Consider the following 19,752-nt stretch of genomic DNA (forward strand, 5'->3'; position numbering starts at 1 on the left):
GGGCCGGCCAACGGCCGGCGCTACCGGGCTGCTTCAGGGCGGCGCGGATTCGGCCATCGCGCCGCGGACCGCGTCGCTGAAGGCATCCAGCAGGAACGGCTTGGCGATCATGCTCATGCCCGATTCCAGGAACGCCGAGCGTTCCTGGGCCTTTTCCGCATAGCCGGTCATGAACAGCACCGGCAGTCCCGGGCGCGATTGCCGCGCGATCTCGGCCAGTTGGCGGCCGTTGAGACCCGGCAGGCCGACGTCGGTCACCAGCAGGTCGATACGGCGCGACGAGGCGAGGATGGGAATCGCGCCATCTGCGTCGTCCACGACCTCCACCGCATAGCCCAGGTCTTCCAGCACCACCGTCACCAGCATGCGGACCTGCGGGTCGTCTTCCACCACCAGGATGGACTGGCCGTCGCCCAGTGCGACCGGCGACGGGGCCTGCAGTGGTTCGGGCTCGGTCCCCGCCTCCACCCGCGGAATGAACAGCGACACCGTGGTGCCCTGCCCCGGTTCGGAGTCGATCGCGATATGGCCACCGGACTGCTGCATGAAGCCGTACACCATCGACATGCCCAGGCCGGTGCCCTTGCCGATCGGTTTGGTGGTGAAGAACGGCTCGAAGGCGCGCTCCACGACTTCCGGCGGCATGCCGCTGCCGGTATCGGACACCGCCACCACGGCGTACTGGCCGGCCGGCACGTCGGCGCGTTCGCCGTCGGCCAGGTGCACCGGAAACGCGCGCAGTGCCAGCTCGCCACCGTTGGGCATCGCGTCGCGGGCGTTGATGGCCAGATTGAGCAGCGCACTTTCGAACTGGTTGGTGTCCAGCGCGGCGTGCAGCGGCTGCTCGGCGACCTCGGTGCGGATGCGTACGCTTTCGCCTAGCGTGCTGCGCAGCAGGTGCTGCATGGAGCCCACCAGCGCGTTGAGCTCCACCGCGCGCGCATCCAGCGACTGCCGCCGCGAGAACGCCAGCAGGCGCTGGGTGAGCGCGGCCGCGCGCTGGCTGGAGGCCGTGGCGGCATCAAGGAAGCGCTCAAGGTCGTCGAAGCGGCCCATCTCCAGGCGCAGGCGCACGATGTCCAGCGCCGACAGGATGCCGGTGAGCATGTTGTTGAAGTCGTGGGCGATGCCGCCGGTGAGCTGGCCAATGGCTTCCATCTTCTGCGACTGGCGCAGCGCGGCCTCGCTGGCTTCGCGCGCGGCCATCTGCGCCTGCAGCTCCAGGGTGCGCTCGGCCACCACTGTTTCCAGTTCCTGCGCATGCTGGCGGCTGGCTTCCAGCGCCTGCCTTGCGACGGTGATGTCGGTGACGAACACATGGAAACCGTCCACCGCGCCGCCGGCACTGCGGCGCGGGGAGTAGCGCACTTCGCAGTCGCGCCGGCGCCCGTCACGGGTCGGCCAGCTGACCTCGAATACATGCTCCTGCCCGGCCAGCACGTCCTGCATGATCGGCAACCGCTCTTCCCACACCCGGGTGCCCACCACGTCGCGGATATGCCGACCGATCACCTCGCCCACCGGCAGGTCGAACCACGCTTCATAGGCCTTGTTGGCGAAGCGGTAGTGCATGCTGCGATCGACGAAGGCGATCAATACCGGCATTGCGTCGGCGATCAGCCGCAGCTCCGATTCGCTGCGCTCCAGCGCGCTGCGGCTGTCGGCCAGGGCACGCATCTGGTCGCGCACCAGGAACTGCTTCTCTCTCGCACGCAATGCGCCCTGCACCGAACTCAGCAGCGAGATGCTGCCCAGCGGGCGGTCCAGTTCCACCACGTTCACCGTGCGCGGCAGCAGGCTTTCGAACGGGGAACGACGATGCGCGCGCGGCGAGCGCAGCAGGATCACCGGCAGGTCCGACCAGGTCGCCTGCCCGGACAACGCGGCCAGCAGCAGCTCGGTGCCGGTGGCGATGGCTTCCTCGGTGATCAGCACCACGCCTGCCTGGTCGTCCAGCGCGGCGGCCAGTTCGGCCAGGTCGGGCGCAATGCGGGTACTCAGTCCTGCGCTGGTGAGGACCGCGGCCATGCTCGCCGCGTCGCGGCCGAACGGCGCCACGACATGGACCACGCCGCCGCTGCGGTCATCCTGCATAGGGGTGGCTCAGCAGCGATGCCGAGTCGCCCACGAACTCCGGCGTGCCGGTGAGGATGCCCTTGAACTCTTTCAGCGGTCCGCTCAGGGCCAGGCCCTTGCCATTGATCTTGAGCTCGCGGATGGTGTCCTCATGCGCCCCGCCGCGGTTCTTGATCACCGAGATCGCCTTGCGGATGCGCCCCTGCGCTTCGAAGAAGCGGAACAGGATCACCGCATCGGCGATGTAGGACACGTTGAGGTTGCCGGTCGACATGGTGCCCACCAGGCCATGCTGCGGGTTCACCAGGAACGTGGCGACCCCCTTGTGGTTGAGGTAGGACAGCATTTCATGCAGCTGCAGCATCAGCTGCTTTTCCTGCGGCATCGCGGCCACGTAGCCGTTCAGGCTGTCGATCACCAGCACGCTGCAGCCGCGCTCCTCCACCGCCTGCTGCACGTTCCAGGAGAACTCGCCGGGCGATATCTCGGCCGGATCGATCTGCATGATTTCAAGGCGCCCGGCCGCGATGTGCGACTCCAGATCGATGTCCAGCGCCTTGGCCCGGGTCAACAGAGTGCCCACGCGCTCGTCGAACTCGAAGATGCAGCATTTTTCGCCGCGCTCGCAGGCCGCCCACACGTACTGCAGGGCCACGTTGGTCTTGCCGCTGCCGGCCGGGCCGGTCAACAGCGTGCTGGTGCCGCGCAACGGGCCACCACCGAGCAGGTTGTCGATTTCCGGCACGCCGCTGCCGATCATGTCCTCGCCGAACTGCTCGTGGTGTTCGGAGGCGATCAGGCGTGGGAACACGTCCAGGCCGCCCGCGCGGATCACCATGTCGTGGTAGCCGGCGACGAAGTTGACGCCGCGCAGCTTCTGCACCTGCAGGCGGCGGCGGGCCGGGCCGAAATCCAGGGTGAGGCGTTCCAGCGAGATGACCCCGTGGCACAGGCTGTGCAGCTGGCCATCGCGGTCGTCGGCACCGGAGGTCAGATCGTCCACCAGGATCACGGTGGCGCTCTGCGGGGCGAAGTACTGCTTGAGCGCGAGGATCTGTCGGCGGTAGCGCAGCGAGTCCTGCGCCAGCAGGCGCAGCTCGGACAGCGAATCGAACACCACCCGGTTGGGGCGGATGCGGTCGACTTCGCCCAGGATCAGGTTGACCGTTTCATCCAGCTCCACTTCCCACGAGTGCAGCACCGACTGCAGGCGGCCGTTGCCCAGCGCGTCCTCGGCCGAGCCCAGTTCGAACAGGTGCAGGCCGTCCAGCGACCAGCCATGGGCCGCGGCCACCTCGCGCAGCTCTTCGGCGGTTTCCGAGAGCGTGACATACAGGCAGCGCTCGCCCTGCTTCAGTCCCTGCAGCAGGAACTGCAGCGACAGCGTGGTCTTGCCGGAGCCGGGGGGCCCCTCCAGCAGGTACAGCCGTCCCTGCGGCAGGCCGCCGCTGAGGATGGTGTCCAGGCCCTGCACACCGGTGGTGACGCGGGAAGACTGTGTCTGCATAGAGGTCCGCCGTTTTGACGGGGACGAGTCTAGCAACCGGTTCTGTGTAGGAATTGTGTGATCGGCATCTCTACGCGATGTCACGCTGAAGTCGCGTTCATCCACATCACGATTACGTCTGCATTGGGCGGCAGTACACCCAGGTCAGGCGAAGTCCTTGAGGATTTCACCGATGCCAGCCGGGGACAGCTCAAGGCCCAGCGACGTGCCCGGATTCACCACCACGCCATAGCCACCGGGCACGCGCTTGAGCACCTCGATCATCCTCATGCGGATCGTGTGCGGGGCCTGCTGGCTGTGGACACCCACGCGGGCCATGTCGGTGAACACCGCCACGTGCAGGGTGCCCTGCTTGTCGAACAGCAGCGGGTCGAAGCCGCTGCCGTCGGCGGTGACCAGGCTGCCGGTGAGCAGCACCACGTCGGAGGCGACGAAGGCCTTCATGAAGGCACCGATCGTGGTCTTCCCGTCCATGGCGGATTGCAGAAGGGCTTCGATCGGGGTCAGTGGGGTGAGATCGGTCATGGGGCGATTCTACCCGGTCGGTAGCCACCGACCGTTGGTCGGTGGCCACGGCGTACCCACCAACGGTGGGTACCTACCTCGAGAGGCGCTGAGTCCTTTCCTGCTGGTCGGCCACCGCCCTGGCCAGCTCGGCCTGCAGTTCCTTCTGGTTCACCGGCGCGTCCAGCAGGTACACCTTCACCCCGTGCGCGGGTACCTCGGCCGTCAGGCTGCGCGTGACGGCTTGGCGGCCGCCGCCCAGCGCATCGCGCCAGGTACCGGGCTGCAGGTAGCGGCTGACCTCGATGCGGCGCGCGGTATCGCCCTTGTTGAGCAGCACCAGCGCGGTCTGCGCGGTGTCACCGTGCTGCAGCACGCGGAAGAACACCGCCTCATCGCCCTGCAGGCGTTCGTTGACCTGCAGTCCGCGCTGCAGGGCCGGGGTGGCCTCGCGCAGCTTGGCGATCCGCTGCAGGGGCCCGAAGATCGGGCTCTGCGGGGCGGCGTCCACGCGCGCCTGCCCGAAGTAGGCGCGGTTGCCGGCGTGTTCGGCGCGGCTGCGCATGAAGCCGGTTTCCGAGCCGTAGTACAGCACCGGAATGCCGCGCGCGGTGAACAGCCAGTTGTGCGCGTCGATGAAGCCGTTGTCGGTGGCATCCAGCCGCGCCATGTCGTGGTTGTCGTAGAAGCTCATCAGCTCGTACGGGTTGGCGTACGGCCCCCCCACCAGGTGCAGCGGCTCGGCCAGCGCTTCGAAGCCTTTCTGCTCCTTGCCGAACACGCTGGACATCGCGCCACGCAGCGGGAAGTCCAGCACGCTCACGTTGGCGTTGGTCGGCCAGGTGTGCTCGGCGATTTTGCTGGCGTCATAGTCGAACGCCTCCCCGAACATGAACATGTCCGGATGCCTGGCGCGGATCCGGTTGACGAACTCATGCCACCACGGATGCGGCAGCCAGCCGATGGTATCGATGCGCAGCGCATCCACGCCCTGTGCGGTCCACTGCAGGTAGGCGCCCACCAGGTAGTCCATCACTGCCGGGTTGTCCTGGTTGAAGTCGCCCAGCTCGGCCAGGTTGCCGTCGAAGATCGAGCCCTTGTCCGCGTCGACCGGGCCGATGGTGTTGTAGAACGCGTGCAGCGGGTTGTGCTTCGGGTCCAGCTGCTGCGGCGGCAGGTTCTGGTGGTCGGCGATGAGCGTGCCGTCCTTGTCGAAGATCTGGCCGAACTGCGGCTGCTTCACCGGCATGGTCCAGGCCGGCGAACCGTGGTTGCCGACGATGTCCAGCACGACCTTCAGCTTGGCGTCGTGCAGGCCACGGGTGAGCCCGGCGAAATCCAGGTCGGCGCTCGGCAGGTGCTCGTCGAGCGTGTAGAAGTTGATGCCCCAGTAGCCGTGGTACCCGGTCTTGCCGCGGTCGGTCAGGGTGCTGGTGCAGCTGATCGGCTTGCTGCCGGTGAAGGCCTCATCCGGGTTGTCGATGATCGGGGTGATCCACACCGCACCGAAACCGAGGTTGCGGATGTAGTCGGCATTGTCGAGCACGCCCTTGAAGTCGCCGCCGAGATAGCCGATGTTGCCGTCGACCTTGTCCGGGCACGGCACCGGGATGTCGAAGGTGCGGTGCCTGCCGCCCTGGTCGCGGTGGTCGTTGGACGGGTCACCGTTGACGAAGCGGTCGGTGACCACGAAGTACACCGCATCGCTGGCGAACGGCTCCAGCGTGCCCACGTACTCGGGGCGCGGAGCGGCAACGGCAGTGCCGGCCAGCAGCGCGAACGAAAGGCCCAGCGACAAACGCGAACGGGACAGCATCAGACAACCTCCTGGTGGGACGGCACCCGCAGCACGCACAACCCGGCGATCAACAGGCTGACGCCACCCAGCGCCAGCACGTGCATCGGGTTGCCGCCCAGCCACAGGCGCAGCATGAAGCCCAGCGCGCTGGCCGCGACCAGCTGCGGGATGACGATGAAGAAATTGAACAGGCCCATGTACACGCCCATCTTGGCCGCCGGCACGCTGTCGGACAGCAGTGCATACGGCAGCGACAGGATCGAGGCCCAGGCAAAGCCGACCCCGACCATCGACAGCAGCAGCCACTTCGGGTCGTCGATCAGCATCAGCGAGATCAACCCGAGGCCGCCCAGCCACAGGTTCACCAGGTGGCTCAGGCGCAGGCCCATCAGCCGCACCATCAGCGGAATCAACAGCGCGGCGAGTGCGGCAAAGCCGTTGTACGCGCCGAACAGCACGCCCACCCAGTTGGCGCCCTCGTTGTAGGCGGCCGACGCCGGATCGGTAGAACCGAAATGGGTACCGGCCACCGCAGCAGTGGTATAGATCCACATCGCGAAGAGCGCGAACCACGAGAAGAACTGCACCCACGCCAGGCGGCGCATGGTGCGCGGCATGCTGCGCAGGTCATCGACGATGGTGGCCAGCATGTGCGGGCCCGGCAGCAGCCGCGCCACGCCAAGCAGCAGGCCGTAGGCGATGCACAGCCCGGCCAGCACGTAGAGCATCTTGTCGCCGTTGCGCCAGGCAATCGCCGCAGCCAGTGCCAGGCCGAGCGCGATCCAGCCGCCGATCTGCAGCATCGGCGGCGGCCCGGCGACAGGCGCGGACTGGTGCACGACCGGCGGCTCGGCATCATCGAAGCTGGCCAGCTCGGTTGGGGAGTATTCGCGGGTGCTGAACACCGTCCAGGCGATCGAGGCCAGCAGCACCACTGCGCCGAAGTAGAACGCATAACGCACGGTCGGCGGCACTTCGCCGGCGGCAGCGGTATTGGCCACGCCGAAGTGCGCCAGGATGAACGGCAGGAAGCTGGCCACGATGGCGCCCACGCCGATGAAGAAGCTCTGCATGGCATAGCCGGTCGGGCGCTGGCGCGGGGCCAGCTTGTCGCCGACGAACGCGCGGAACGGCTCCATCGAGACGTTGATCGAGGCATCCAGCACCCACAGCGTGCCCGCCGCGATCCACAGCGTGGGCGAGTTCGGCATCACCAGCAGGGCCAGCGTGGTGAACACCGCACCGACCATGAAGTACGGGCGGCGGCGGCCCCAGCGGGTCCAGGTGCGGTCGGACAGGTAGCCGATGATCGGCTGCACCAGCAGCCCGGTCAGCGGTGCGGCAATCCACAGGCCGGGCACGGCGTCCATCGGCGCGCCCAGCGTTTCGAAGATGCGGCTGGCGTTGGCGTTCTGCAGGGCAAACCCGAACTGGATGCCCAGGAAACCGAAGCACATGTTCCAGATCTGCCAGAACGACAGGGTCGGCTTGGCCGTGCGGCTCATCGGGTGGCCTCCGCGTCGCCGGCCACCGGTGCGATCAGCAGCGCTTGCACGTTGGCCGCGTTGAGCACACCGTCGCGGCCGCCCTTGCCACCGTTGTACTGGGCGAAGTGTTCCAGTGCGCTCATGTTGAAGCCTGGTTCCAGGGTGAAACGGCAGCTGCCCTTGGGCAGGTCGAGTTCGGCGGCGGTGGAATCCTGCGGGCCGATACTGTGCGGCATCACGATCGTGGCGCGCTGGACCGGTTGCCCCGCGCAGTGCACGGCCAGCTGCTTGACGGCAGCGGTGACGCCGGTGTTGATCGGGCCGTTGGGGTTGTCATAGTGCAGGCGGATGCGCACGCGGGTGGGCGTGGCGGCGTTCCACGTCCACTGGGTTGCGCCGGGCAGGCGTTGCTGCGGGCCGATGCAGGTCATCGGGCTGTGCAGCGATTCGAGGGTGCCTTCGCGACGGGTGAGGCTCAGGCAGTGCTGGTGGCCGTCGTTGGTGACGGTGTGCGTGGCCGAGCTGCCGACCGCGATGCCGTCCTGCCAGAGCTGGTGGTGGGCGGGGATGGCGATCGTCCAGGTATTGCCGCGCTTCTGCGCCGCCGGTGCGGCGGGGGTGGCGGGGGCGAAGGCGTTGGGGTTTGCCGGGTCTGCGCGGAAAGCGGAGACGCGTGGCGTGGCCCTACGCGGTTCGAGCTGCACGGTTACGATGTTGCCCTTGCGCTCGATCTTCTTTGCTACGAGCAGGTCGCCGTCGAGGGTGCGGGGGCGCTTGAGGATGTAGCGGGTGCTGCCGGTGTCGAGCTCGATGCTGTCGCGCTTGCCGAACAATTGCGGCACCAGGGCCACCGGGAGTTTGGGGGCGACGCTGCCGTCGGCTTCCACGCCAAACACGCCTTCCAGCACCATCGAGAGGTAGCCGGCCACCGACCACAGCTGGCGCGGCGAGTTCACCACCGGGCCGCTCAACGGGCCCTCGTCGACGTGCACGGCGAGCGTGCGCATCTCGTAGTTTTCCATGTTCGAACCGGCCAGTGCGCTGCCGTGCATCAGCGATTCGATCTCGCGCTGGATGCGGGTGGCATCCTCCACCTTGCGTGCCGCACGCAGCGAGTAGGCGCTGACGAACGGCCACACCGCGCGGTTGTGGTAGATCGGCTGCTGCGCTTCCTGCGGCCACACCACCGGGCTGCCGCCTTCCACGTAGGGGTAGTTGGCCAGCGAGCGGCGCGCACGCTCGGCCGGGAACACCTCGGCCAGCACGCCCAGCGAGATGCCCAGCAGGTCGTACTTGGCGTACGGCACCGGGTGCGCGGCTTCGCCGATGTAACTCATGTACATGCCGGCGTCTTCGCGCCAGAAGCGCGCGTCGATCTGCCGCGCCAGCGCGTCGGCCCAGCCGCCGTACTGCGCGGCGCGGGGATCGCGCAGTTCACGCGCGTAACGTTCGGCCAGCCGCAGCGCCTGGTAATGCAGCACGTTGGTGGAAAGCGCGAAGGACTCGCCGATGAAGCGCACGTCCTGTCGGGTCCAGTCCGGGTAGGTCTGCTCGCGCCAGTCCAGGAACGAGGTCTCTCCCCGGTACAGGCCGGTCCGCGGGTCGAACACCATCGCGCGGACCTGCTCCAGCGTGGCCTGCAGCGCCTGCCAGGTTTCAGCCATGAAGCTGGAACTGTCGGTCAGGCCGCGCGCGGCCAGGAACCACACCACGCGGTCGCTGCTGATCGGCCAGCTGCCGCCCGAGCCGGTGTCCTGGGCCACGAACAGACCGGGCGTCACGCCGTCGCGGGCCTTGGACAGCTTGAACTGCAGCGACTGCCGGGTACGGATCGGCTCGAGCCGGGCCAGGGCCAGGTCGGCGGCGAAACTCACGTCGCGCGTCCACACGTAGGGCCAGCGCTCACCGGTCTGGAAGCACGCGCAGTCCACCGGGTTGCCAAAGTTGAAGGCCGGATCGCGGATCGCATCGACGCGGTCGGCCGCCATCTCCTGTTGGGCCAGCGCGAACAGCGCATCAAACATCACGCTGTCGGTGCGGCTGCGCATCGGTTGGGGGTCTATCGCCACTGCCCGGCCATCGGCCAGCAGCTGGAAGCGGCCATCGGCGGCCGCCGTGGCGCGCGCCGTGCGGCCATCGAATGTCAGGTCCGCCGCCGCAGCGGTGGACACCAGCGCCGCCCCAAGGGCAGCGGTGAGGCAGATTGTTTTCAGCATCGAAAAGCGGCCGACCGGCCTGCGCCCGTCTGCCTTCCTCCCTTCCTGCACGCGGTGTGGTTCGGCAGCGCCGGAGCGCTGCCCTCGCGGCCCCCTCCCAGGGTGCCTGCCTGCATGGTAGGCGACGCGCGTTGCTCGTCGCACCGCACAGGCGGAGATCGGCGCACCTTGCATACGTATTCATGCCCAACCGCGGCGACGCCCTTGCCGACGTGGCTATAGTCCAAGCCGGATTCCGGCTGCCCTGGGAGGGGAAATGCCTGTGGTTGCTGCACTGCCACGCGCGCTGCGCGTGTTCCGTCCGCTGGCGTGGCTGGCGCTGTCGTTGCTGGTCGGCGCCACCGTCGCCCAGGCTGAACCGGTCACGGTGGCCAGCGTCAGTTCGCCCGGCAAGGTGCTGAAGGTGTCGCTGCAGCTGGAGGGCGGCATGCCCCGTTACCGGGTTGAACGGCTGGGACAGACCGTGGTGGCCGACTCGACGCTGGGCTTCCAGCTGCGCGACGGACGTCTGGACCGCGACCTGGCAGTACTGGGCCAGGAACACCGCAGCGTCGATGAAACCTGGGAACAGCCCTGGGGCGAGCGCCGCAGCGTGCGCAACCACTACAACGAAGTCACTGTTCACCTGGGCGAGCGCAGCGGTGCCAAGCGCCGCCTGGACGTGGTGTTCCGGGTGTACGACGACGGGCTGGGCTTCCGCTATCACTTCCCCGAACAGCCAGCCCTGCGCGAAGCCATCATCGACGAGGAACTGACCGAGTTCGCGATCGCGCCCGCGTCCACCGCGTGGTGGATTCCGGCCGGCGAGCCCATCCACTACGAATATCTGTACCAGCGCACGCCACTGGACCAGGTGCCGCTGGCCCATACCCCGCTGACCCTGCGCAGCCGCGACGGCCTGCACATGGCGATCCACGAGGCGGCGCTGGTCGACTACGCCGGCATGTGGCTGCGCCGTACCGACGGCCAGCGCCTGCGCGCGCAGCTGTCGCCGTCCGCCGAAGGCTGGAAGGTGCGCCGCACCCTGCCCTTCGATACGCCCTGGCGCACGCTGCAGATCAGCGACACCGCCGGCGGGCTGGTGGACTCCAACCTGATCCTCAACCTCAACGAACCCAACGCACTGGGCGATGTGAGCTGGGTGAAGCCGTCCAAATACCTGGGCGTGTGGTGGTCGATGCACCTGGATCAGGAAAGCTGGGCGACCGGCCCGAAGCATGCGGCGACCACGGCAAAGACCAGGAAGGTGATCGACTTCGCTGCCGAACACGGTTTCCGCGGCGTGCTGGTGGAAGGCTGGAACCCGGGCTGGGACGGCATGTGGGTCGGTAACGGCTACGACTTCGATTTCACCCGCGCCACCCCGGATTTCGACATCGAGGCGCTTTCCGCCTACGGCGCGAAGAAGGGCGTGCACCTGATCGGCCACCATGAAACCGGCTGCGCGATCGAGCACTACGAAGACCAGCTCGGCGCGGCCCTGGACCTGTATGCGCGGCTGGGCGTGGATGCGTTCAAGAGCGGCTATGTGTGCGACGACGGTCAGGTAGATCGGCGCAATCCGGCCGGGGGCCCGCTGTGGCGCGAGTGGCACGACGGCCAGTTCATGGCCCGCCATCACCTGAAGGTGGTGCAGGAAGCGGCCAAGCGCCACATCGCGGTGAACCCGCACGAGCCGATCAAGGACACGGGGCTGCGCCGCACGTATCCGAACTGGATCTCGCGCGAAGGTGCGCGCGGCATGGAATACAACGCCTGGGGCCAGCCGCCGAACCCACCCGAACATGAGGTCAACCTGGTGTTTACCCGGATGCTGTCCGGCCCGATGGACTACACCCCCGGCATCCTCAGTCTGAAAGGCCGTCACGGCCAGCCCATTCCCAGCACGCTGGCGCGGCAGCTGGCGCTGTACGTGGTGATCTACAGCCCGATCCAGATGGCGGCCGATCTGCCTGAACATTATGAACAGCACCGCGAGGCGTTCCGCTTCATCGAGGACGTGGCGGTGGACTGGGAGGACAGCCGCGTGCTGGATGGCGAGGTGGGCGACTACGTCACCATTGCGCGCAGGGACCGCCACAGCCGCGACTGGTTCCTGGGCAGCATTACCGATGAGCATGGGCGTTCGCTGCCGGTACCGCTGTCGTTCCTGGAGCCCGGCGTGCGCTACCGCGCCGAAATTTACCGGGATGGGGAAGGAGCGGATTACCAGTCCAATCCGTTCGCGTTCACGCGTGAAACGCGCCAGGTCACCAGCGCTGACACCCTGACTATCGTGCTGGCGCCCGGTGGGGGCCAAGCCATCCGGTTTACCCCGTTGTGACGCCGTAACGACCAACGGTCGTTACCTACCGCGGGCGTCAAATGCCCCGGTAGGGCACGACCGTTGGTCGTGCCCCCGGTGAAACCGGTTCCACACTCCCGCATTTTCATTGAATACGTATGCAGGGTGATTCACGCCGAAGGCGCGCTGCCTACCATAGCCACGCAGTCAACGGCCATCGCGCCATGACACCTGCGGCAACGCATCGCCGTTGATCACAACATGAGTTTGGCAACATTGCCTGGGAGGGGAAAATGTTGAATCGCAAGCGCAGCGCGCTGAGTCTCGCGCTGGCCGTCGCCCTGACGCCGTCATTGGCGTTGGCGCAGTCCACCACCACCGCGCCGACCGCCGGCAGCGCGACCACCGAGCTGGACACCGTGCAGGTGACCGGCATCCGTCGCGGCATTGAAAACGCCATCGCGATCAAGCAGGACGCCACCTCGGTGGTCGAGGTCATCTCGGCCGAAGACATCGGCAAGCTGCCGGACGTGAGCATCGCCGAATCGCTGGCCCGCCTGCCCGGCCTGGCCGCCCAGCGCGTGGCCGGCCGTGCCCAGGTCATCAGCGTGCGCGGCCTGTCGCCGGATTTCGCCACCACCCTGCTCAACGGGCGTGAAGTGGTCAGCACCGGCGACAACCGCAGCGTCGAGTTCGACCAGTATCCGTCCGAACTCATCAACGGCGTGACCGTCTACAAGACCCCTGACGCCGCGCTGGTTGGCCAGGGCCTGTCCGGCACGATCGACATGCAGAGCGTGCGCCCGCTGAGCTTCGGCGAGCGCGTGATCGCGGTCAGCGGCCGCTATTCGAAGAACTCGCTGGGCAAGGCCGCCAACGTGGATGCCTTCGGCAACCGCTTCAGCGCCAGCTACATCGACCAGTTCGCCGACAACACCTGGGGCATCGCGCTGGGCTACGCGCACAGCGACAATCCGATCCAGGAAAACCAGGTCGGCCTGTACGAGCCGTGGACCACCGAGCAGACCGACCAGGGCAACCGCCCGGGCGTCGCGCCGGGCACCTTCTTCTCCGACGGCATCAAGGCGCTGCGCCGCACCGGCAACGCCAAGCGTGACGGCTACATGGCCACGGTGCAGTTCCGCCCGTCCAACGTCTGGACCAGCACCCTGGACCTGTTCCACACCGAAGCCGAGCAGATCGACACCGCCAACCAGTTCGAGCTCAGCCTCAGCGGCAATGGCGAAGACGGCAGCGTGCCCGGCGCGATTCTTCCGGTGTTCAGCAACGTGCGTACCAACACGGATGGCACGTTCACGGGTGGCACGATCAGCAATGCCTATCCGCTCGTGCGCGGGATGTACAACAAGCGCGAAGACAAGATCGATGCCTTCGGGTGGAACAACGAGGTCAACCTGGAAGGCGTCAAGCTGGTGGCCGACGTCAACTACTCCAAGGCCACCCGCAAGGAGCTCAACCTGGAGAACAATCTCCAGCTGATCCCGCGGCCGCAGTTCGACACCATCGGCGTCGACGTCAATGCCAACGGCTTCTCGCAGATCACCCCGGGGCGGGACTATTCGAATCCGGAGTCGTTGTTCCTGACCAATACGATCTATGGGTCCGGTTACGGCAAGGTGCCGGAGGTGGAGGACCGCCTGAAGGCCGCGCGCCTCGCCGCCACCTTCGCCCTGCCCGAGCGCATGTCCGCGTGGTTCTCCGACCTGGACGTGGGCGTCAACTACGCGGACCGCCGCAAGCAGAAGACGCAGGCCGAAGGCAACATCCTGCTCGGTGACCAGGGCGAATCGACGATCGCCTCCGACCTGCAGTACAGCCCGGTCAACCTGGGCTTCGCGGGCATCGGCTACATCCCGGCGTGGAACGTACCGGCCGCGGTGGGTCGCTACATGGAGTTCAACCCGGTCACCAACCTGGACTACCTGATTCCGAAGTCGTGGGTGGTACAGGAAAAGACCACCACCGCGTGGGTGCGCGCCAACATCAATACGGATCTGGGCGACGTGGGCGTGCGCGGCAACATCGGCGTGCAGATGGTCCGCACCGACCAGAGCTCGCAGTCGAACTACTTCGACCGCTCGCGACCGGTTGGACAGGAAGTGCTTCCCATCGACGCAGGCAAGACCTACACCGACTGGCTGCCGAGCCTGAACCTGGCCTTCCTGTTCCCCCACCAGCAGACCCTGCGCTTCGCGGTGGCCAAGCAGGTGGCGCGTCCGCGCGTGGACCAGATGCGCGCGGGGCTGGAGTTCGGCGTGGACGGCAACAACGGCCGGCCCGGGGGCAGCGGTGGCAATCCGCTGCTGGATCCTTGGCGCGCCAATGCCGTCGACCTGTCGTATGAGAAGTACTTCGGCGAGAAGGCCTATCTGGCGGCGGCGATCTTCTACAAGGATCTGAAAAGCTACATCTACACCCAGTCGGTGGACGACTACGACTTCAGCAACCTGCTGGCCGGCTACGTTCCACCGCCGGGCATGACCGCGCCGGTCCTGACCACCGGCACCTTCTCCACCCCGGAGAACGGCAACGGCGGCACCCTGCGTGGCCTGGAACTGACCGCCTCGCTGCCGCTGGAGATGATCGCCGCGCCGCTGCTGGGCTTCGGCATCCAGGCCAGCGCGACCTTCAACGACAGCGACATCAAGATCCTGGACCCGGAAAGCGCCTCCAGCGTGGGCACCGATCCGATCAGCCTGCCGGGCCTGTCCGAGCGCGTGTACAACTTCACCGCCTATTACGAGCGCAATGGTTTCGAAGCACGCGTAAGCCAGCGTCGTCGTTCGGACTTCATCGGTGAGATCGGCAACTTCAACGGCAACCGCACGCTGCGTTACGTGGTGGGCGAGAACGTGACCGACGCGCAGATCAGCTACACCTTCGCCGACGACAGCGCCATGAAGGGCCTCACCCTGCTGCTGCAGGGAAGCAACCTGACCAACGAGCCGTACCGGACCTATGCCGGCACCAAGGACCGCCCGTTGGAGTACATCGAGTGGGGCCGTACCTACATGCTGGGTGTGAACTACAAGTTCTGATCCTCGCATTGGCGCCAAACGCAACGAAACCCGCTGCGTGAGCAGCGGGTTTTTTTGTTGCGGGTCAGATGTGAATCAGACGCGGCTGCCGGTGGGGCGAGTGCGGGGCCGCCATGCCCTTGTCTGCGAATGTCCCCCGGCGGCGGCCTGCGCCGCCGCCTCCTCCTTTACTTCGCCACAAGGGCATGGCGGCCCCGCACTCGCCCCACCGGCGTCGCCCCTGACTTCCGCTTTTCCATCGCGAACCGTAAGTCACGCCCGTGACTTCCGCTTTTCCATCGCGAACCGCAAGCCGAGCCCCGTCGCGGCCGGTAGGTCCCTGGCAAAGTAAAGGAGGAGGTGGCGGCCGCAGGCCGCCGCCGGGGGACATTTGCATAGGGGCCTGCCGGCCGCGGCGGGGCCCTCAACGCTCGCGATGCACCTGATCGAAGACCGCGCACCCAGCTTCCACGTCCCAAGGAATCAAGCGGAGAACCAAAAAAAGGGGGCGGGACCTCGCGGCCCCGCCCCTCAATACCACCGGAAATCGTGAATCAGCCGCGGCGCGCGCAGTACATCGCCTGCGCCGGCAGCTGCAGCTGGTTGCCGTCCGCGTAGCCCGCATCCGGGCCGGGCACGTGCAGCGCGTGCCACTCGCCTTCGGGCAGCGCCACCTGGGTCGCTTCTGCCGACAGGTTGAACGCCAGCAGCAGCGTCTCATCGCCGTGCGTGCGTTCGAACATCAGCACCGGTTCGGCCGTCTCCAGGAACCGGATGTCGCCCAGCAGCAGCGTCGGCATCGTCCGCCGCCACGCCAGGAACTGGCGGAACGCGTTCAATACCGAGTGCGGGTCGTGCTCCTGCACCGCCACGGCACTGGCTTGGTGCTCCTCCGGGATCGGCAGCCACGGCGTACCCGTGGTGAATCCCGCCAGTGGCGCGTCCAGCCACGGCATGGGCGTGCGGCACCCGTCGCGGCCCTTGAAGTTCGGCCAGAACGTGATGCCGTACGGATCCTGCAGCGCCTCGAACGGCACGTCGGCCTCGCCCAGGCCCAGCTCCTCGCCCTGATACAGGCAGATCGAGCCGCGCAGCGTGCACAGCACCGCCACCAGCAGCCGCGCCAGGCGCGGCTGTGCCGGATGCCCGCCCCAGCGGGTCACCGCGCGCTCCACGTCGTGGTTGGAGATCGCCCAGCACGGCCAGCCCTCGGTCATGGTCGCTTCCAGCCGCGACACGGTGTCGCGGATGTAGGCCGCGCTGTAATCCTTCACCAGCAGCTCGAAGCTGTAGCCCATGTGCAGGCGGCCCGGCGCCGTGTATTCGGCCGTGGTCGCCAGCGAATCCTCGGCCGAGATCTCGCCCAGGCTGACCGCGCCCGGGTACTGGTCCAGCAGCCCGCGCAGGCGCTCGATGAACGGCAGGTTTTCCGGGCGGGTATTGTTGTAGTAGTGGTACTGGTACGCGTACGGATTGTCCGCGCTGAAGCCACGGCCCAGGCGCTTTTCCAGCGGCTTGGCCGGATTGTCGCGCAGCTCCCTGTCGTGGAAGCAGAAGTTGATCGAATCCAGGCGGAAACCGTCCACGCCGCGGTCCAGCCAGAACTTCACATAGTCCAGCGTAGCCTCCTGCACCGCCGGGTTGTGGAAGTCCAGGTCCGGCTGGTCGGCCAGGAAGTTGTGCAGGAAGTACTGCTCACGGCGCGGCTCCCACTGCCAGGCCACGCCGCCGAAGATCGACATCCAGTTGTTCGGTGGGGTGCCGTCCTCGCGCGGGTCGGCCCACACGTACCAGTCCGCCTTGGGATTGGTGCGGTCCTGGCGGCTTTCGCGGAACCAGGCGTGCTCGATCGAGGTGTGGCTGAAGACCTGGTCGATCATCACCTTCAGGCCCAGCCCGTGCGCCTTGGCCAACAGCCGGTCGAAGTCGGCCAGGGTGCCGAACAACGGGTCCACATCGCGGTGGTCGGCGATGTCGTAGCCGAAATCGGCCATCGGCGAGGTGAAGAACGGCGAAATCCAGATCGCGTCCACGCCCAGCGAGGCCACGTAGTCCAGCCGCTCGATGATGCCGGGCAGGTCGCCCACGCCGTCACCGTTGGCGTCCAGGAAACTGCGCGGGTAAATCTGATAGATGACGGCACCGCGCCACCATGGAATCTGCGTCATCGAGGGCCCCCTCCGGGCTTCCAGGGCGCCCTCCCACGGGCGCCAGAACGTACCCGACAAGCTTAGCGGGGCGCCCTCGGCGGTGGCGTGGGGTGCATACGTATTCACGCCCCGCCCGAGCCGCGGTGGCCTTCGCGGGCGGAATACGCCCGCACCGCCTATAATTCCGCCCACGCCTGAAAGTCAGACCGCATGACCATCACCGAAGACACCCGCCCCGCGCTGGGCCTGCCCCAGATCCAGTCGCTCGCCGCGCCCGACATGGCCGCCGTGGATGCGCTGATTCGCCGCCGACTGTCCTCGGATGTCGTGCTGATCAACCAGATCGCCGACCACATCATCTCCGCCGGCGGCAAGCGCCTGCGGCCGATGCTGGTCATGCTGGCCGGACACGCGGTCGGCCAGGCCGGCCCGGAGCACCACCAGCTGGCGGCGATCATCGAGTTCATCCACACCTCGACCCTGCTGCACGACGACGTGGTCGACGAATCCAGCCTGCGGCGCGGCCGCAGCACTGCCAATGCGCTGTGGGGCAACGCGCCCAGCGTGCTGGTGGGCGACTTCCTGTACTCGCGCAGCTTCCAGCTGATGGTGGAACTGGACCGCATGCCCGTCATGCAGATCCTGGCCGACACCACCAACCGGATCGCCGAAGGCGAGGTGCTGCAGCTGCTGCACGTGCATAACCCCGACACCGACGAAGCGGCCTACCTGCGGGTCATCGAACGCAAGACCGCGGTGCTGTTCGCGGCCGGTACCCGCCTGGGCGCGCTGGCCAGCGGCGTGGACGAGGCGACCCAGCAGGCGCTGTACGACTACGGCATGGCGCTGGGCTATGCCTTCCAGATTGCCGACGACGTGCTGGACTATTCGGCCAACGCCGAGGAACTGGGCAAGAACCTGGGCGACGACCTGGCCGAAGGCAAGGCGACCCTGCCGCTGATCCACGCCATGGCGCATACCGACGCGACCACCCGCGAGCGCCTGCGCGTGATCGTGCAGAACGGCGATGCCGGGGCCATGCCGGAAGTGCTGGCCGCCATCCACGCCACCGGTGGGCTGGACTACAGCCGCCGCCGCGCCGAGGAGTACGCCGAGGCTGCCGAGCGCGCCCTCGACGGCCTTGCCGACAACGATGCGGTCGCCGCCCTGCGCGGCCTGGCCCGTTACGCGGTACAGCGTTCGCATTGATTCCGCGGGTGACGACCAACGGTCGTCACCTACCGGGTTGGCACCGACATTGATCGGGCGCGACGACCAACGGTCGTCGCCTACCGGGTTGGCATCGGCATTGATCGGGGCGCGACGACCAACGGTCGTCGCCTACCGGGTTGGCATCGGCATTGATCGGGGGCGCGACGACCAACGGTCGTCACCTACCGGGTGGGCATCGGCGTTGACCCCGGGGGTAGCGCCCGACCGTTGGTCGGGCGGCGCCGCAACGCGGCGTGCGTTACCGCTTGTCGAACAAGCCGTCGAAGAACGTATCCAGGCTCTTCCACGCACGCTTCGCCGCACGGGCGTTGTACAGGCATCCCGGTGGGCTGTTCGCATCAGACTCGGCGAAGCAATGCACCGCACCGCTGTAATTGGTGAACTCCCAATCGACCTTGGCCGCGTTCATCTCCTGCTCGAAGCTGGCGATGTCCTCCTTGGTCACTCCCTTGTCGTCGGCACCGTTGAGCACCAGCACCGACGGATGGCTGCCACCGGCCTTGGCCGGCAGCGGCGAGCCCAGCCCACCATGCAGGCTGACCACGCCGGCCAGCGGCGCACCGGCACGGGCCAGTTCCAGCACCGTGGTGCCGCCGAAGCAGAACCCGACCGCGCCGATCTTCGAGGCGTCCAGCGGCGCGCTGCCGACCTGCGCCTTCAGTACCTCCAGCGCCTTCAGCGCGCGGGCGCGCAGCACCGGGCGGTCATCGCGCAACTGCTTGGCGACCGGGCCCGCCTCGGCGTCGGTCTTCGGGCGCACGCCCTTGCCGTACACGTCGGCCACCAGCACCACGTAGTCGTCGCCGGCCAGCTGCTTGGCCTTGGCGATGGCCGAGTCGTTGACGCCCTTCCAGTTCGGCACCATCACCAGGCCGGGGCGCTTGTCGTTGTCTTCGTCGTCGTAGACCAGCACTCCGCTGAAGGTGGTGCCGTCATGCTTCCACTCCACCGGCTTGGCCTGCATCGCCGCCACCGCCGGCAATGCCGTCATGCCCAGTACCAGTGCCGCACCCCACTGCCATTGCTGCTTCATGCGCCTGCTCCTTCGGGGAAAGAGCCCAGAGTGTATGTCGGGACATGTGACGGGCCGCGGGTGGCTGGGGGTCGCGCGGTGGGGGGGTGAAACGGCGGGTGGTTGCGCGGCGGGGGTGAAACGGCGGGCGGGCGCGCGGCGGGTGGCCGCACGCGGCGGGTGGGCACGCGCGGGTGGGCACCCGCGGGTGGTAGAGCCGACTGTTAGTCGGCTGCGCCGTTGGCGGTGTGCCAGGACGGGCCGCGTAGAGCAGCGGACTAACAGTCCGCTCTACCTTCGGCTGCGCCGTTGGCGGTGTGCCAGGACGGGCCGCGTAGAGCAGCGGACTAACTGTGATCTCTCAGTAGGTTGTTCATCCGGGACATCTTTGGAAAATGGTGGTTACCACACCTGTCCACGCCCAAAGAGCCCGGATGAACAACCATA

General features: G+C 67.3%; 11 protein-coding genes. 3 read left to right on the top strand and 8 right to left on the bottom strand.

Annotated features, from left to right (window positions below; all coding sequences use genetic code 11):
* Positions 1–33: 33 nt before the first annotated feature.
* The 6 genes from ACIGII_RS14365 to ACIGII_RS14390 form a co-directional block, all read right to left on the bottom strand.
* Positions 34–2,094, bottom strand: coding sequence for an ATP-binding protein (locus tag ACIGII_RS14365; protein WP_399639086.1), 2,061 nt, complete (start codon positions 2,092–2,094; stop codon positions 34–36).
* On the bottom strand, positions 2,084–3,583 hold the full coding sequence (locus ACIGII_RS14370) for an ATPase domain-containing protein (protein WP_399639088.1): 1,500 nt from the start codon (positions 3,581–3,583) through the stop codon (positions 2,084–2,086). The genes ACIGII_RS14365 and ACIGII_RS14370 overlap by 11 nt, the downstream gene beginning before the upstream one ends.
* A 144-nt stretch (positions 3,584–3,727) precedes the next feature.
* Positions 3,728–4,108 (bottom strand): SseB family protein, encoded by a 381-nt coding sequence (locus ACIGII_RS14375; protein ID WP_399639089.1) that lies wholly within the window; start codon positions 4,106–4,108, stop codon positions 3,728–3,730.
* 73 nt (positions 4,109–4,181) lie between these two features.
* On the bottom strand, positions 4,182–5,903 hold the full coding sequence (locus ACIGII_RS14380; RefSeq protein ID WP_399639091.1) for an alpha-amylase family glycosyl hydrolase: 1,722 nt from the start codon (positions 5,901–5,903) through the stop codon (positions 4,182–4,184).
* Positions 5,903–7,390: an MFS transporter gene (locus tag ACIGII_RS14385; protein WP_399639093.1), complete on the bottom strand. Its 1,488-nt coding sequence runs from the start codon at positions 7,388–7,390 to the stop codon at positions 5,903–5,905. Before ACIGII_RS14385 ends, ACIGII_RS14380 begins: the two co-directional genes overlap by 1 nt.
* On the bottom strand, positions 7,387–9,588 hold the full coding sequence (locus tag ACIGII_RS14390) for a Six-hairpin glycosidase-like protein (RefSeq protein WP_399639095.1): 2,202 nt from the start codon (positions 9,586–9,588) through the stop codon (positions 7,387–7,389). The genes ACIGII_RS14385 and ACIGII_RS14390 overlap by 4 nt, the downstream gene beginning before the upstream one ends.
* A gap of 256 nt (positions 9,589–9,844) precedes the next feature.
* Between ACIGII_RS14390 and ACIGII_RS14395 the strand changes: the two genes are divergently transcribed.
* Entirely contained in the window at positions 9,845–11,911 is a 2,067-nt protein-coding gene (locus ACIGII_RS14395; protein WP_399639096.1) for a glycoside hydrolase family 97 protein, read from the top strand.
* Positions 11,912–12,165: 254 nt separating this feature from the next.
* On the top strand, positions 12,166–14,931 hold the full coding sequence (locus ACIGII_RS14400) for a TonB-dependent receptor (protein ID WP_399639097.1): 2,766 nt from the start codon (positions 12,166–12,168) through the stop codon (positions 14,929–14,931).
* Positions 14,932–15,464: 533 nt separating this feature from the next.
* On the opposite strand, the gene ACIGII_RS14405 is transcribed toward ACIGII_RS14400, so the two are convergent.
* Entirely contained in the window at positions 15,465–17,078 is a 1,614-nt protein-coding gene (locus ACIGII_RS14405) for an alpha-glucosidase family protein (RefSeq protein WP_399639099.1), read from the bottom strand.
* 192 nt (positions 17,079–17,270) lie between these two features.
* Here ACIGII_RS14405 and ACIGII_RS14410 point away from each other — a divergent pair, with 192 nt between their 5' ends.
* Positions 17,271–18,269 (top strand): polyprenyl synthetase family protein, encoded by a 999-nt coding sequence (locus tag ACIGII_RS14410; protein WP_399639100.1) that lies wholly within the window; start codon positions 17,271–17,273, stop codon positions 18,267–18,269.
* Positions 18,270–18,531: 262 nt separating this feature from the next.
* Here ACIGII_RS14410 and ACIGII_RS14415 read toward each other — a convergent pair whose 3' ends face one another.
* Positions 18,532–19,326: a dienelactone hydrolase family protein gene (locus ACIGII_RS14415; protein WP_399639102.1), complete on the bottom strand. Its 795-nt coding sequence runs from the start codon at positions 19,324–19,326 to the stop codon at positions 18,532–18,534.
* Positions 19,327–19,752 lie beyond the last annotated feature (426 nt).

Source organism: Stenotrophomonas sp. NPDC077420, assembly GCF_044543385.1.
Lineage (GTDB): Bacteria > Pseudomonadota > Gammaproteobacteria > Xanthomonadales > Xanthomonadaceae > Stenotrophomonas.

Coding starts and splice junctions, on each gene's coding strand:
- ACIGII_RS14410 (WP_399639100.1), top strand. CDS start 17,271: ATGACCATCACCGAAGACACCCGCCCCGCGCTGGGCCTGCCCCAGATC.
- ACIGII_RS14415 (WP_399639102.1), bottom strand. CDS start 19,326: ATGAAGCAGCAATGGCAGTGGGGTGCGGCACTGGTACTGGGCATGACG.
- ACIGII_RS14385 (WP_399639093.1), bottom strand. CDS start 7,390: ATGAGCCGCACGGCCAAGCCGACCCTGTCGTTCTGGCAGATCTGGAAC.
- ACIGII_RS14395 (WP_399639096.1), top strand. CDS start 9,845: ATGCCTGTGGTTGCTGCACTGCCACGCGCGCTGCGCGTGTTCCGTCCG.
- ACIGII_RS14365 (WP_399639086.1), bottom strand. CDS start 2,094: ATGCAGGATGACCGCAGCGGCGGCGTGGTCCATGTCGTGGCGCCGTTC.
- ACIGII_RS14380 (WP_399639091.1), bottom strand. CDS start 5,903: ATGCTGTCCCGTTCGCGTTTGTCGCTGGGCCTTTCGTTCGCGCTGCTG.
- ACIGII_RS14405 (WP_399639099.1), bottom strand. CDS start 17,078: ATGACGCAGATTCCATGGTGGCGCGGTGCCGTCATCTATCAGATTTAC.
- ACIGII_RS14375 (WP_399639089.1), bottom strand. CDS start 4,108: ATGACCGATCTCACCCCACTGACCCCGATCGAAGCCCTTCTGCAATCC.
- ACIGII_RS14400 (WP_399639097.1), top strand. CDS start 12,166: ATGTTGAATCGCAAGCGCAGCGCGCTGAGTCTCGCGCTGGCCGTCGCC.
- ACIGII_RS14370 (WP_399639088.1), bottom strand. CDS start 3,583: ATGCAGACACAGTCTTCCCGCGTCACCACCGGTGTGCAGGGCCTGGAC.
- ACIGII_RS14390 (WP_399639095.1), bottom strand. CDS start 9,588: ATGCTGAAAACAATCTGCCTCACCGCTGCCCTTGGGGCGGCGCTGGTG.